This window comes from Shewanella sp. 10N.286.51.B7 (genome assembly GCF_002873615.1).
GTDB lineage: Bacteria > Pseudomonadota > Gammaproteobacteria > Enterobacterales > Shewanellaceae > Shewanella > Shewanella electrodiphila.
The window spans coordinates 1-14,581 of the sequence record NZ_MCUF01000063.1 but is presented as its reverse complement, the minus strand read 5'-3'; the positions used below and the strand labels follow the sequence as shown (position 1 = coordinate 14,581).

Annotated in this window: 11 protein-coding genes; 5 read left to right on the top strand and 6 right to left on the bottom strand. The window is 40.0% G+C overall.

Annotated elements, in window-relative coordinates; translation table 11 throughout:
* Window positions 1-524 precede the first annotated feature (524 nt).
* The gene (locus BCU84_RS17330; RefSeq protein ID WP_157936239.1) at window positions 525-2,183 is read left to right on the top strand and encodes an AarF/UbiB family protein; all 1,659 of its coding nucleotides are present in this window, start codon (window positions 525-527) and stop codon (window positions 2,181-2,183) included.
* Window positions 2,184-2,214: 31 nt separating this feature from the next.
* A complete protein-coding gene (locus tag BCU84_RS17325) occupies window positions 2,215-2,949 on the top strand; it encodes a rhomboid family intramembrane serine protease (protein ID WP_102529331.1) in 735 nt (244 codons plus the stop codon).
* 143 nt (window positions 2,950-3,092) lie between these two features.
* Here BCU84_RS17325 and BCU84_RS17320 read toward each other — a convergent pair whose 3' ends face one another.
* The 3 genes from BCU84_RS17320 to BCU84_RS17310 form a co-directional block, all read right to left on the bottom strand.
* A complete protein-coding gene (locus tag BCU84_RS17320; protein ID WP_102529330.1) occupies window positions 3,093-4,142 on the bottom strand; it encodes an NAD(P)/FAD-dependent oxidoreductase in 1,050 nt (349 codons plus the stop codon).
* Between the two features lie 267 nt (window positions 4,143-4,409).
* Window positions 4,410-5,018: a protein-disulfide isomerase gene (locus BCU84_RS17315; RefSeq protein WP_102529329.1), complete on the bottom strand. Its 609-nt coding sequence runs from the start codon at window positions 5,016-5,018 to the stop codon at window positions 4,410-4,412.
* Between the two features lie 187 nt (window positions 5,019-5,205).
* Complete coding sequence (locus BCU84_RS17310; protein WP_102529328.1) at window positions 5,206-7,638, bottom strand: S8 family serine peptidase; 2,433 nt, start codon at window positions 7,636-7,638, stop codon at window positions 5,206-5,208.
* 592 nt (window positions 7,639-8,230) lie between these two features.
* Between BCU84_RS17310 and BCU84_RS17305 the strand changes: the two genes are divergently transcribed.
* From BCU84_RS17305 to BCU84_RS17295, 3 genes are all read left to right on the top strand, one after another.
* The gene (locus tag BCU84_RS17305) at window positions 8,231-8,455 is read left to right on the top strand and encodes a hypothetical protein (protein WP_102529327.1); all 225 of its coding nucleotides are present in this window, start codon (window positions 8,231-8,233) and stop codon (window positions 8,453-8,455) included.
* Between the two features lie 223 nt (window positions 8,456-8,678).
* The gene (gene kynA / locus BCU84_RS17300; protein ID WP_102529326.1) at window positions 8,679-9,575 is read left to right on the top strand and encodes a tryptophan 2,3-dioxygenase; all 897 of its coding nucleotides are present in this window, start codon (window positions 8,679-8,681) and stop codon (window positions 9,573-9,575) included.
* Between the two features lie 57 nt (window positions 9,576-9,632).
* A complete protein-coding gene (locus BCU84_RS17295; RefSeq protein ID WP_102529325.1) occupies window positions 9,633-10,823 on the top strand; it encodes a kynureninase in 1,191 nt (396 codons plus the stop codon).
* Between the two features lie 243 nt (window positions 10,824-11,066).
* On the opposite strand, the gene trmH is transcribed toward BCU84_RS17295, so the two are convergent.
* The 3 genes from trmH to BCU84_RS17280 form a co-directional block, all read right to left on the bottom strand.
* Window positions 11,067-11,759 carry a tRNA (guanosine(18)-2'-O)-methyltransferase TrmH gene (gene trmH, locus BCU84_RS17290; protein ID WP_102529324.1) on the bottom strand — a complete coding sequence of 231 codons (693 nt, stop codon included), beginning with the start codon at window positions 11,757-11,759 and terminating at the stop codon, window positions 11,067-11,069.
* A 228-nt stretch (window positions 11,760-11,987) separates the two neighbouring features.
* The gene (locus BCU84_RS17285; RefSeq protein ID WP_102529323.1) at window positions 11,988-12,812 is read right to left on the bottom strand and encodes a mechanosensitive ion channel domain-containing protein; all 825 of its coding nucleotides are present in this window, start codon (window positions 12,810-12,812) and stop codon (window positions 11,988-11,990) included.
* Window positions 12,813-13,196: 384 nt separating this feature from the next.
* Window positions 13,197-13,865: a DedA family protein gene (locus BCU84_RS17280; RefSeq protein ID WP_102529322.1), complete on the bottom strand. Its 669-nt coding sequence runs from the start codon at window positions 13,863-13,865 to the stop codon at window positions 13,197-13,199.
* Window positions 13,866-14,581 lie beyond the last annotated feature (716 nt).

Here is a 14,581-nt window from a genome sequence, read left to right as displayed (position 1 = left end):
AAGACTGTAGATTAAAGACTTTAGATTAAAGTGTTTAATTAAAGCTATTGTGAGAATCGCCAAAAGTGGTTCTCATTTAGCCTTAACTAGAGCCTTAACTAGAACCTAAAATAGAGTCTAGTTCAGCGATAATATCGGGAGGGTTCACTTCATCATTATCCTTGAATAAGCTCTTTTGTAAAAAGTCATTTCCCCCTCATTTATCTGCGCATTTTTCTGTTCACTACTCTTTTTACTACTATTTTCAGTTCACTAGTCTGTTCATTTTTCATCATTGATCTCAACAAACATATTCATCGTGCTATTGGCGAGATAAGCCATTTTATGCTCATTGTGCTGGCAATAGTCTTGCAAAATACGCACGTAAATTGAATCACTTAGTTTATAACACGCCTTGGCGCTTAATTAGGCTCTAACGCACCAAAAATGCGTGCTGACGACTGTACACTCGCTGCGCTTGAGGATAATCTGGTTAGTAATATAAGGTCATTGTTTTGGCCTTTGATACCAGGATGAGATTATCGATGAAGTTATTCAATGTTAAACAGTTAATGAATCATTCATCTCGCTCGAAGCAAATTATTACAGTGTTAGTTAAATATGGTTTGGCTAATTGGATAAGAGAAGAGAACCCCGCTTTTATTAAAAGTGTATTCGTTAATGAAAATGGCCAACAACTCGCCTCGCTTTCTGTTGCTGTTCGTTTGCGTTTGGCTTTTAGTGAATTAGGTACAGCATTTATCAAGCTGGGCCAGATATTGAGTACCAGAGCAGACTTGGTCGGCCAAGACATTGCCGAAGAGCTGACTAAACTTCAAGCCGGCACTCCAGCAGATCCAGAAGCTGAAATTAAGAAAACCATTGAAGCTGAGTTTGGTATACCTTTCGAGCAATTATTCATCGATTTTAATTTCACTCCATTAGCATCAGCCTCTGTAGGCCAAGTGCATATTGCGACCACTCAAGACGGTGATGAAGTGGTCGTCAAAGTACAACATGCAGGAATTGAAGATAAGATTCTGGCAGATGTAGAAATCCTTAAGATGTTAGCTTCACTTGTTGAGCAATATCATGAAGAGCTCAGACTGTATCAGCCTACCAGCTTGATTTTAGAGTTTACTAAGTCATTACTGAATGAACTCGACTACGTTAAAGAAGCGCGTAGCATGCAAAAAGCCAGTCAGTTTTTTGAAGCCAACCCGCACGTTCATATTCCCGATGTTTATCAGCAGTTATCCAGTAAACGAGTGTTGGTTATGGAGCGCTTAAAAGGCTTTAGTATTGCCGACAAAACTGCATTGGAGCAGGGACAATATGACACCAGTAAGATTGCTGATGTGGGCATTAAAGTCTATTTAGATATGATTTTTGAGTTAGGTTTTTTCCATGCAGATCCTCACCCAGGCAATATCTGGGTACTTGAAGATAATCGTCTTGGGGTACTGGATTGGGGAATGACAGCAAGGCTGAGCAAAGACATGCAGCAACGATTTCAGGAGTTATTGCTTGCATTGGCAGATAAAGACCCGAAAGAGCTTACTTACCATGTCATTAGACTATGTCAGAGCCAGCCGCAGCTAGATCATGAACTACTTGAGAAAGATATAAGCGAGTTTGTGCATGACTACCTTGAGGTGGACATGAAACAAGTCTCCATCGTAGATGTGTTAAACGAATTTATTCGGATTATTAAACAGCATAGGTTGGTGATCCCTACAGAAGTGTCGATGCTGTTTCGCGTGTTAATTATGCTTGAAGGCTCATCGAAATTATTAAGCAGTAATAAAAGCGTTGGCGATGCGATAAGACCGTATGCGATTAAAATAAAATTAGCGCAGTTGTCTCCACTACATGCATTAAAACAAGCGCAAACCATTTCGACTCGTTGGCAGCGGGTGATCAATGGTTTACCTGATGAAATCGACAAATTAACCCATCAAATCAGCAGTGGTCACTTTGACGTAAACCTTAATCATCGCAACCTTGATACCATTATCAATCGCTTAGTTTTTGGGGTGTTAAGTGGCGCGATTTTCTTAGGCGGTTGTATGCTATTGAGCAGTAACGTACCCCCTTTATATGAGGGGATTTCTATACTGGGCACAGGAATCACTGCCATTGGTAGTTTTCTTGTTGGTAAGTTATTACTGGCTATTGGCCGTTCAGGCAGTTTATCTAAATAATGGATTATTAGAGTTTATTAGGAGCTTATTTATGCCTGCGAGAAATCAATCCATTATTTATTTAATGGCGATCAATGCGGTTATTTTTATCTTAAGTGAGTTCGTAAATGTGACCGAATTACAGTCGCTGGCGTTGTACTTTCCGCTTAACGATCAATTTCAGATTTGGCAGCCTTTTACGCATATGTTCATGCACGGCAGCATTGCTCATATTCTGTTTAATATGTTTGCATTGTGGTCTTTTGGCACACCGTTAGAGCAAACTTGGCAAACACCTAAGTTCTTATTGTTTTATTTTGCGACTGGAATAGGCGCAGCGGCGATATACACCCTTGCTAATTATTATCAGTTCAACATGATTATTAATGAGATCATGGCGCTGGGTTATGGCAGCTCACATATCGACGCGATTTTATCTCAGGGTATGGCGGATCAAAATTTGATTACTGCACTCGGTAAAGATCGGTTAATCGAGCTAATGGCCATTTATCATACCCCAGCAGTAGGGGCGTCAGGAGCTATTTATGGAGTGTTAGTGGCTTTTGCAATGCAATATCCAAATGCGAAATTATCACTGATATTCTTGCCGGTACCGATTAGTGCTAAGTACTTTGTTCCATTGATTATTTTAGGTGATTTATTCTTTGGCGTGACAAAGTATTCTATCGGTAATATTGCTCATTTTGCCCATGTCGGTGGTGCACTAACCGCCTTAATTATCATGTTGGTGGTTAAAAATACCCAAAGGAACTTTAAGGTTCGTTAGTGGCTTTTAAGCGGCTTTCAAACTCTGCCACAGGTGAATCAAAGTATTTAATAATCAAAAACACGGCAATTGCCGTGTTTTTTGTTTATTGATGAGGCCAGCTGTTAACCATGATAGTTAACTATGAAATTTAACCGTGGCGATTAAGCGGCTTTGACATCTAAAATATGCGTCATCAAATATTCAGCATCTTTGTAAACACCGCCGAGGGTGGCAGAGCCCCGTGTGTATAGCCAAGGTAAGCCAATAAAATAAAGTCCTTCAACATCACTACTGACGCCACGATAATTGCTCGGGTAGTTCATTTCATCAAATGAAATCCCATCAATCCAAAAAAAGTTAGGTTTGAAGCCTGTCGCCCAAATAATATTTTTAATACTACTGACACTGCCTTTTTGGAAGGTGATATGAGACTCATCAGCCGACAAGGTTCTGCCCATATGAATCACATTATCTTTAGCAAGTAGTGACTTAACATCTGTACCAATAACAGGCTGCACGCCTTTACTGAGCCATTTGCCGACTTTGCTATAACGAGACACAGACAAAAAGCCGATTTTACTGAACCACCACCAGAGTGTTTTACCTAAAAATGTTTGTGGAATAGCGGCAATTTTATCGGTGCCAGAAAAGTGCACTGTGCGGCCTGTCTCAGCTATTTCAGATAAAATCTGTACCCCAGAATCTCCCGCACCTACGACTAAGCAATCACCATCCTGCAGTTGTGATGGGTTCTTATAGTTTTCACTGTGCAACTGGGTGACATTATCGGCAATATCAAGATGACATGGTGGGGTATAAGGGGTATGGAACGGGCCTGTGGCTACGATTACTTGCTTAGCTTGGTATTGGCTTGAACCTGTAATGACTTCGAAAATGCCGTTCACTTTTTTAACTGATGTGACTTTTTGATTGAACTCAATTGGTATCTTAAATTGCTCGACATAGCTTTTAAGGTATTCGGCCACTTCATATTTATTAGGGTAATAGCCCTTAGGGAAGGGAAACTTCATCCCAGGAAGATGGTTGTACTCAGTAGGAGTGAATAAGGTTAACGAGTCCCATCTTTTAAGCCAAGGAGCGCCGATATGTTCATTGGCATCTAGTACTAAGTAATCTTTATTATTGTTGGATAAGTTATAAGCCATAGACAAGCCAGACTGGCCTGCGCCAATGATGATAAATTCTTTCATGGATCCCAAATGAGTACATATCGAAAATTATGCGCGCTATTGTAACAGAAGCGCTGCTTAGTCATGGGATATTACTGAAATGGAGTTACTGGGTGGGTGTAAACCTGGTGGCTAGCATACTCTTATTACCTTGTTATCAATCTCTTATCACACCGGTTTTAGCCATAAAAAAACACGGTCGTTAACCGTGTTTTATTTAGCTATCAACAAGTACTTTCAGCAAATGCCTTGAAAAAGAGCCTTATTATCAAATCAGTTTAACAACGGCTATTTAAAAGCAGCGATTTCTTGCTCAACGGCATCTACTACCGCATGTGGGCTACTGATGTATTTTGAATGGTCGATAAAAATTGCGTTGTCGCCTACGGTCATCACCATTGCAGGGAAGTTTTTAGTACCGATCATTTGCTGAATTTCTTCGATGCTTTCTAGCACGTACTCTGCATCCATATTCAGCTCATCTCTGAATATTTTGTTAGATGGAGACAATTTAAATTTCTCTACAATGTCCATGAAATCATGCTTAGTATTTAATGGATTGCCTTCAATAAAGTGTGCTCTTTGCAGGGCATTTAGCACTGGTAGCTGTTTGTCAGCTTGCTTGCTTTGCATCCAACCCATTAAGTTGGCGGTCTTGATTGAGCTTTTAGGACTGTTTGCATAGCGGATATAATCTCGACCAAACTTCAGTCCACTGGCTCTTTCTGCCGCTTCCATTTGTTCTTCGCCCGCGCTGTCTTTACCCATGTAATGGGCAGCATGTAATAGATGTACCTGCATCTTTGGGTAGGCTTCTTGTAATGCATTTGCTATTGGCGTTGCCGCATAGCTCCAAGGACAATGTGAGTCGTAGATAAAGTAAAGCTCGGTGGTCATGGGGTTAATTCTTGATTGAGTATCGATAAAACGATCCTAAATACTTTATTAGCATTATTCAATCTTTGTCTGTTATTCGCGAGATGTTTACAGAGGAATAAAAAATGCCTGCCAGCGGGGAACTGGCAGACATAAGGCTAATCATTAGCATTAACCATTAGACTCAGTGATTATCGTTAATCATGAATTATTGAAACGAGAGTTCCCAAGCATTGATGGTTCCTATATCTCGTCTTGCGCTATCAACTGCTTTAAGTCTCCAATCACCGGCAGACTCAATGCCAGTCATATTGACTGTGTATGTTTTAACAATATCGTTTGCACTGCCACCAGTATTGTCATGTAATACGGCAACTTGACCAGTTGGGCTAGATAGCTCAACTTTTAAATCGCCAATGTATGTATGACTAATATTAACACTCACAGTAATTTCACCAGAATCGCCAGTACGCGCAGCAGATAATGTGCTGCTTACACCGGCAGCGCTGTTATCAGGAATACTGTAACTGGTGTTATTAGAGTAAGTGGCTGCGCCACCAGTGCCACCGCCTGTACCACCACCAGATGCTTCAGTGTAATTAGCGACTAAACTCACGCCACTAAATGCGCTGTAACCACGTACCATCACATGGTAAATACCAGTTTGTGCCGTTGCTATCGGGCAAGATTCTGCATTACCGCCTTTCCAAGGGCGACAGTCATAACTGCTAGCGGTTGGGGCTGCGCCATATAGAACATACAAATCGGCATCGCCGCTGCCACTACTCATAGTAAAGCTTAAATCTGTTGCGCCAGCAGGCACATCAATTGAGAAGAAAAGCTCGTCGTTGGTGCCGCCACTCAAATTAGCCTTAGCAACACCATTGACCAATTCGTCATCACCAACACCTGTGCCCGGATCAGTAGGCCCAGTACAAGATGCATCTAGGTAAGTTTTGGCTGCCTGCGCATCAACTAAACCATAACCAGTTTGGTTATCGCGCCCAGCTATTGTTAAATCTTCAGCGGTTGCATTAAGTGCTGCGCGAATTTGAGCTGCACTACATTCTGGATGATGACTCCATATTAAAGTAGCTACACCCGAAACATGGGGGGTCGCCATCGAGGTGCCATTGTAATATTCGTAATCTTCATTATCGGTATTGGTTACAGTAACAGAAGAGCCGATTTGATTACGTAATGCTAGCCCCGTAGCGCGGTCAACTGACACTGATACAATAGGCGCTTCGTTATTACTGTCTACCAAGAAAGGATTTTGAAGCCCAGGTAAGTCGGTATTACTGTAGACAATCGATGCACTTGCACCAGCTGCCTCACAAGCTTTAACAGCATCAATATCTGGGTAGGTACTACCTTGGTTACCAACACGCTCAACTAAACAAATTTTATTGTTCATGTTGCCACAGTTAAAGCTACTACCATTGACCGAACATTCTGCTAATGCACCAGTAGCTGTGCCGATAAATGGTGTGCTGACATGACTTGAACCTGACAATACGTAGCGATTATGGGGCACAATACCATTATCAAAATATGACTGGCCATTAATAGTGATATCCGCTAAACGGCCTTCTCCGCGGGTGACGGTTGATAGAATGGCTTCACCTGGACCTGAAATTTCCACTTGCGCTGTGTATTGTGAAAACGCTGCGTGGTCTTTATTGCTATCCACAGCGGCAACAGACATAACTGAATCGTATGATGCTGGGTAACTGAGGGTACTGTTACCATCATTACCGGCAGCGGCAATCAATAACACACCGTTATTTTCATGGGCAGCGAGGGCATTTCTTTCAGTGTTACTTGAACCCGAACCACCTAAACTCATAGTGACGACATCGGCATTATTGTTGACACAAGTGTCCACTGCAGCGACAAGATCTGAAGAGTAGCCCCAGCCAGAAGCATTGAATACTTTAATAACATGAATATTGGCGTTTTGATTGGGCATTACACCCACAACGCCTTCGTTATTGGCGATAGCGGCGATAGTACCAGCAACATGAGTACCATGGGCATTGCCGGCACCTGGTTCATACCAGTTATTGGTACCTGAGTTATTTGAGCCTGTTACGTTGTTGGCATTCAGATCGTTGTGTCCTAAATCATAACCCGAATCAATAATACAAATGGTACGGTTGCCAGCTTGACTATCACTGACTGAAGTTGCGCCAACATAGGTCTGCCCCCAAGGCGTGGTTTCATTCAATAATCGACGTTGGACATCTTCTTCAACGTAATCAACATCAGCTCGGTATCTTAATGCTTGTAAATTTTTGCTATCGAGCTTTACGCTATAGCTATTACTGCGGCCAATACGTTTCATTTCTTTTGCTGCAACGCTATTCATTGCACGAAAATGTGAAAATACTTCATTGCTTCTTGGCTCATATTGCGCATCGTCAATCGCATCAGCAGTAGCTGTAGAAAACCCTGCTGATGCAGCATTGGCATTCTTGAATTTTACTATATAGCGTTTTGGGAGTGGGTCCTGTTGGTCTAGTTGTATTGCATTACTATGCAAGTTTGGTGTGAAAGAGGGTGCAGCGTTGATACTGTTAGAGATCGAAAGTGCCAGTACTGACACTCCTAGTACAGTTGTTACTTTGTTTTTAGTCATAACTATTTCCATGTTATTCAGAGTAAAAAATTGTTTTTTATTATTTTTACAGCGCAAAAATCTATTTTTGATGCCCTGTTGCGATCAATCTATCTTTAGTTGTTATATTTGTAAAATAAATGTAAATAAATATTCTTTTGTAAATTGAGCTTGGTAAGTCACGCATAAACATGAATAAATATTCTTATAAAGGTGACTTTGTTGCTATCTGAGGTCGCGGGTATGATTTTATATTCAGTGTGATGCGTTATTTATTTCACAGTGGCTAGGCTCAAAGCTTGGAGAGATAAAATGATAAGTGTTATTAAACTTATGATTTAACGGTATAAAAAATATTTTTTCATTTTTTAATTTATTTTTAAATTTACATTAGCGTCTATACAGGGGCATAGCTAAGAGTGATATCGGTTTAGAAATGGATGATTGGGCAATGGTTATCATGATTTATACAACTTGGTTTGAACGTAATAACTAAAAGTGTGGTTACTGCTAGGGCATGTTGATATTTCAAGGTTGTATTGCAGCAAATTATTGCTCATTTAGAAAAATGTGGTGTCGTTAAGCTACATAAAAAGCCGATAACGTCGTAAAAATGGACAACAAACGCAGCCTTCAAGGGTTGGCTAAAAACGGATTCGGCATTATTGAGGGATTTTTTGCGAATAAAGAGTGTTTAGATTGCAAGGCTGCAATTCACTCGCCGCATTTAATCCGTTTTTATCTCGAACGAAATTTAATTAGCAAAGGTCAACACGGCCTAGGTGACATAAGAGAAAAGGGTAAACAAGGGGAATCGCTGCTACAGCATAAACACTAAAAACGAGTGTCAAAGTTGGCTTATTACAACGGATTATTTCTTATTCGCAGAGTTTAATTCCTATCGTCAATTAAAATGTAAATTAAAACTGACGCTTAAGTATTCGCAGTGTTAGTCAGGCATTCATTGACGTGATAGGTTATTTAGTTGGTGTTTTAATCAATTAATATTGATTAAAAACTCGCATATTTTAACCGAATTAGGTCACAAAAGGAGTTTGTTCATGGGCTGCCCACTTGGTCATAAGTCTGCAAAGCAGACTGATAACAATAAAAATAATGAGACCAAAGCTAATTATAGAGAGCTTGAGGAAGGCATTCATCGAGATTTTAAAGATGATATGTCCTATGGCGATTACCTGAATCTTGAGAAGATTTTATCGGCGCAGCAACCACTATCTGAAGAACATGATGAAATGCTATTTATTGTTATCCACCAAGCCAGTGAGCTTTGGTTAAAACTGGCTGGACACGAGCTAACGTGTGCGATTGATAACATTAAGTCTGGCGATTTTGGTCATGCCTTTAAAGTGATTTCTCGGGTTAAACAAATTCTGAATCAACTCACTCAATCATGGAATATTCTCGCCACATTAACCCCAGTTGATTACCTTAAATTTCGTGATGCATTAGGCCACTCATCGGGTTTTCAGTCTTACGGTTATCGTAAAATTGAGTTTTTACTAGGTAATAAAAATGCTGATTTACTGGAGGTTCATAAAGCCAATCCAGCAGTTTACATCGAGTTAAATCAGCTGTTACACGCACCGAGCTTATACGATGTCAGCATTAAGGTATTACATCAGAAAGGCCTAATTGATGATGAGTCAGTGCTAGCTAGAGATGTCAGCCAACCTTATCAAAGTCATCAAGCTGTTCTACAAGCATGGATTAATGTTTACCAAGATGCAGATGAGCATTTTGAACTATACGAGTTAGCTGAAAAGCTGGTGGATATTGAAGATAGTTTTCAGCAATGGCGCTTTAAACATATGTACACAGTACAGCGAATTATTGGTAACAAAGCCGGAACTGGTGGTTCTTCAGGAGTTGAGTTCTTGAAAAAGTCATTGGATATCAGTTTTTTCCCTGAGTTGTTTGAGCTACGCACTCACTTATAGCACTGATAGGAAGTGGCCAACTTCTTCGCCCATTATTTGATTTAAGAGATTAACGTTATGACAACGCATTTAGCCGAAAACCTACAAGCTCATTATTGTGCATTTAATGTAGCTAAGCGTATTTTACTGTCTGGTCATTCACATCAAGCGTGGCCAGATGTGGCCAAACAAGGCATGTTAGAGTGCTATGACGATGCGGCAAAACACATAGATGATAAGTGGTGCATAGCATTAGCGAAAGCTGACAGCGTAAGAGATTTTTATCGCAGCTTGATGGGGGAGCCAGATGGCCAAATAGCCTTAGGCTCATCAACTCATGAACTGATTTTACGGTTTTTATCGGATCTTAACTACGTTAAAACCAAGCAAAATAGACCGTTAAAAATCGTCACCACAGATGGAGAGTTTCATTCTTTAAGACGCCAACTACAACGTTTACAAGAGCTTAATTGTACCATTGAAATCGTGCCTGTTCATCCAAGTGAGACGTTAGCGCAAAGAGTGATTGATAAGATAGATGCTGATACCGATGCAGTGATGTTATCGGCAGTTTTCTTTAACACCAGTGAGATTTTCTATGACGTTGGTTTAGTCGCTAAAGCGGCTGAATCATTAAACGTGCCTTGCCTAGTGGATGCCTATCATGCATTAAATGTGGTGCCATTTAATTTACAACACTGGCAGATTGAATCAGCATTTGTGGTCGGTGGTGGTTACAAATACTGCCAAGCGGGTGAAGGTAATTGCATGATGCGGATCCCTGCTAGTTATCAAGGCAGTCCAATTATTACAGGGTGGTACGCTGAGTTCGATGTGTTAGACCAAGCACCTGGTAAAGTGGGGTATGGTTTGGGGCAATCTGCTTTTGCTGGTTCGACATATGATCCTGTCAGCCATTATCGCGCCGTAGCTGTGTTTGATTTTTTTAAACAGAAGCAGTTAACTGACCAAGTTTTAAGAGAGATAAATCAAGCTCAAATTAAACGTTTATGGCAAGGTATTGCAGCGATAGGTGAAGACAAATTAGGTCTGAGATTACCGTCTCACGATGTGCAAGCCAATGGTGGATTTTTATCTTTGACTACAGATAAAGCTGGTGATTGGGTTAAACAGTTAGGCGAGAGTCACTTGCTTTGTGATAGTCGAGGTAACCAACTAAGGTTTGGCCCTGCGCCTTATGTGACAAATACGCAGGTTGATCAGGCACTGAATATTATTGAAGATACTTCGAAGTTGATTCATCGCTAATCAGTATTAGTGGTATAGATAGTGATGATTGAATAAGCGAACCCTTGGGTTCGCTTTATTGTTTGACAGTGGGAGGCAAGCGGGCTTTCAGTGCGATATCTCTTGATGCGTAAGCTTGTTTAGCTTACGCCAGTTTAACTTAGACCAGTTTAGCTTATACCAGTTTAACTTATACCAGTTTAGCTTATACCAGTTTAACTTATACCAGTTTAACTTAAGCTTGCTAACTCATGCCTTTACAGATTATGCATCAGGATCGGGCGCTCGCATGCGATCCCACCATTCACTATCAGCATCAATTTGGCCGTTCTCATCGATAGCTGGATAAGGGATTTGTTTTCTACGACAGGCTTTGGCGTATATAGGATGGCCTTGTTCAAACAACTTAGTTTGGCAGTATTGGTGATCAAGTTGTCTGTTGTTATACATACCGGCTTGTTCACGTTGTCTTTGTGCTTCGTACATGATTAATGCACCAGCAACCGAGACATTCAATGATTGCACCATGCCCACCATCGGAATAATAATGTGTTGATCGGCAGCTGCAATAGCTTCAGGACTGACACCATCACGTTCATTACCGAGCACAATCACTGTGGGTTTGGTGTAATCCACTTCACGAAAATCTACCGCAGTATCAGAAAAAGTCGTCGCAAGAATTTGCATTCCCTTAGCTTTAAATTGTTCGTGAGCTTCAGTAAACGTTTGATGCTTTATCGTGTTAACCCAGCGATGACTTCCTGATGAGGTATTACCTGATACCCATAGGGTTTCTTCAGGCATAACCGCATGAACTTGATGAATACCAACACTATCAGCAGTACGTACTGTCGCAGCAATATTATTGGTTTTATGGACTTTATCGAGACAAACCGTGAGGTCGACTTGGCGATTATCAAGCATTTCGTTGATGCGGGCTAAACGTTCTGGCGTCATGGGGTTAATTCTGCTTCTTTAAAAAATGGGTTAAATCGTTATCTGGTATTTTGCGCAGCGATTATAACGCTAAAATAGCACTAAACTCGACTAGTATGTCTGAAGAGATGGAATTGGAGTTGAGTCGCTATTTGATATTAATGATGTGTGATTTTTTAGTATTGCTAAAGGTAAAACGAGCAAGGCCAAAGGCACTTGCTCGCTGTTTTCATCAAAATCCCAAGATTGTTACTCTTTTTCGATGATCAGTTTTCTGTGTGGGAAAGGAATTTCAATACCTGCTTCATCCAGTGCTTTCTTGATTTGCTCAGGGATTGAATACAGGATGTCGAAGTAATGCTCGCCATGACAGAATGGACGGACTAAGAAGTCCACTGAGCTGTCATTTAAGGTTTCAACTTCTACAAATGGTGCCGGATCTTTCAAAATATGCGGATGAGCGGCAAGTACAGCATCAATCACTTTTCTTACTTCATCGGTGTTTTCTTTGTAAGCCACACCAAAGTGCATATCCACACCGCGAATATCATGGAATGAGTGATTGACGATTTGTGCGCCCCAAATTTGGCTGTTCGGTACAATAATATGCTGATTATCGAAAGTTCTTAAAATGGTAGTGAATAGGTCAATCTCTTGCACATTACCAAAACGATCTGCAGCACTAATAAAATCACCGACTTTATATGGACGGAATAGCAATAGCATTACACCAGCAGCAAGGTTAGATAATGTTCCTTGTAACGCTAAACCAACCGCTAAGCCAGCAGCACCCAACAAGGCAACGATTGAAGCGGTTTGCACACCAAAGCGATTTAATACCGCAATCGCAACAAACGCGAGAATGATGTATTTAGCAACACTGCCTAAAAAACGGAATAAAGTATTGTCGAGCTTATCGTACTTTTCACCAATTTTATTAATGATTGCACTGGCTTTATTCGCGATATAAAGGCCAACGATCAGTATTAATGCGGCGAGTAGTACATTGATGCCAACATCTATAATTAATGGTAGGTATTGATTGATATCGATTTGATCTACGTAATCTTGCATTATGCCTCCTGCATATAAGGGATTCTTGCCTTAGGGCTAACAAACATTATCTCGTTAGTGACAACGATTCAGTCAATGAAAGTTAAATTCATTGGGATTGAGTGACATAAGTGTATTGTTATCGAATTTAGCTTAGCACAATCAACAACTAAGTGTGATGAAAGTCTCATTATTAATGCTAATGAAGGGCTTGTTTTACTTGAGTTATTTAGGACTTATTTGACCAGAAATTGTAAATCGACATTATTGGCAAACTAATTGATGTACTAGAAGGTTAAGATTGGCATCAGACAGAGCTAAAAGCTTATTTTACAAGTAAGTCATTGAATTATATCGGTAGGTATTTTAGTCAGAGTTTTAGTGCTTAAGCTAAAACTCTGATATTTAGCGTGGTGACTGCTGCTTTGCACTTTGTTGTTTTGATTTTCTAGAAAACCGAAACAACATCGCAATTGTTGCAGAGATCATTAAACTTAAGCTCACGACTAAAAAGGCTTTATTTAATGTTTCCTGATGATTACTCAGCATCGGGTTATTCATCACCCATTGACCTATAAATAACAGCACCGCGCTCCAGATCATTGCGCTGGTAAAACTCATCAACACTGCGCGTTTAACGCCAAGCTCTCTAATACCCATCAGCATAGGCGTTAACACTCTAACAAACGGGATAAAACGCGAGATAAATAGGGCTAAAAAGCCGTACTTTTCTAATAAGTTAGACGCTCTTTGTAGTGTATTGTCTGGCAGACCGTTTTCAATTTTAGTCACAATGGGGTGATGAGACAGCCACCTTCCTTGAATATAGGCGATGCAAGATCCTAACCCGGCACTAAAGGTTAATAATAGAAAGGCATGTTGAAGTTCTACAACGCCTAAACCCACTAAGCTACCTACAAATAACACAAGTCCATCACCGGGAAGAGGTAAAAAGACAAAGCTAGATTCAAGAAACAAAATGAGCGCTAATATCAACATTAGGTGATAGATTGTGACTGTTTCCAATAAGACATCAAAATCTTGATGCCAAATAGAAAGCATTACATCAAACATTGTATCTCCTCTAAGCAGAGTAAAGTGTTGTTAAATTGAAAGATCAGCAAGTCGTTATTCCGTAATTCAACGATAGATTAGCATTTCATTAAATCTAGCTTCATTAATTAATGCCCATCCTTGTACCTCAGCGTAAATATTTGTTAAATAATTTGTCTGTCGAATCTTATTTGTTTAAAATTTTGATTTATTTACAGGAGGGGTTTAACAGGAATCTTGATAATTTCTCTAAGCTGACTTACGCAAAGTATATTGTTGTTTGGTAATTTATCCTGCTGACTTTGTTGATCATCTATCTTGATGATTATATTGGCAATCTATCCCGATGGCTTTGTTGGTTGTCTCTCTAAGTGATGGCTGCATGGCATAAGTCGATAGCATGGGCACAGGCAATGAGGTTGTAACTCATATAATCAGTTGAAGAGCGTTTAATGAATTTCAATTTTCAGAACAATTAATACAAATGATGAAGTTGAAGCTTATAGCTAATGTTAAATAGGCTTAATAGCCAATGATTTAATTTTTAAAGCTTGTGGGATTAATTTTTATTACTAACTTTGATTGCTAGCGTATATAGGCACCTTTTGATTTGATGCATTCTAAATTAGTTTATGTTTGATTACCTTCTGTTTAATTACCTTCTGTTTAATTAGTTTTTTCGTGTGAATGTGTTTATATATTTATTCTTCAGGTTTTTATTTTAATAATAATATTGC

Excerpts from the sequence above, each read along its gene's own strand:
- BCU84_RS17330 (WP_157936239.1), top strand. The coding sequence starts at position 525 with ATGAAGTTATTCAATGTTAAACAGTTAATGAATCATTCATCTCGCTCG.
- BCU84_RS17325 (WP_102529331.1), top strand. The coding sequence starts at position 2,215 with ATGCCTGCGAGAAATCAATCCATTATTTATTTAATGGCGATCAATGCG.
- BCU84_RS17320 (WP_102529330.1), bottom strand. The coding sequence starts at position 4,142 with ATGAAAGAATTTATCATCATTGGCGCAGGCCAGTCTGGCTTGTCTATG.
- BCU84_RS17315 (WP_102529329.1), bottom strand. The coding sequence starts at position 5,018 with ATGACCACCGAGCTTTACTTTATCTACGACTCACATTGTCCTTGGAGC.
- BCU84_RS17310 (WP_102529328.1), bottom strand. The coding sequence starts at position 7,638 with ATGACTAAAAACAAAGTAACAACTGTACTAGGAGTGTCAGTACTGGCA.
- BCU84_RS17305 (WP_102529327.1), top strand. The coding sequence starts at position 8,231 with ATGGACAACAAACGCAGCCTTCAAGGGTTGGCTAAAAACGGATTCGGC.
- kynA (WP_102529326.1), top strand. The coding sequence starts at position 8,679 with ATGGGCTGCCCACTTGGTCATAAGTCTGCAAAGCAGACTGATAACAAT.
- BCU84_RS17295 (WP_102529325.1), top strand. The coding sequence starts at position 9,633 with ATGACAACGCATTTAGCCGAAAACCTACAAGCTCATTATTGTGCATTT.
- trmH (WP_102529324.1), bottom strand. The coding sequence starts at position 11,759 with ATGACGCCAGAACGTTTAGCCCGCATCAACGAAATGCTTGATAATCGC.
- BCU84_RS17285 (WP_102529323.1), bottom strand. The coding sequence starts at position 12,812 with ATGCAAGATTACGTAGATCAAATCGATATCAATCAATACCTACCATTA.
- BCU84_RS17280 (WP_102529322.1), bottom strand. The coding sequence starts at position 13,865 with ATGTTTGATGTAATGCTTTCTATTTGGCATCAAGATTTTGATGTCTTA.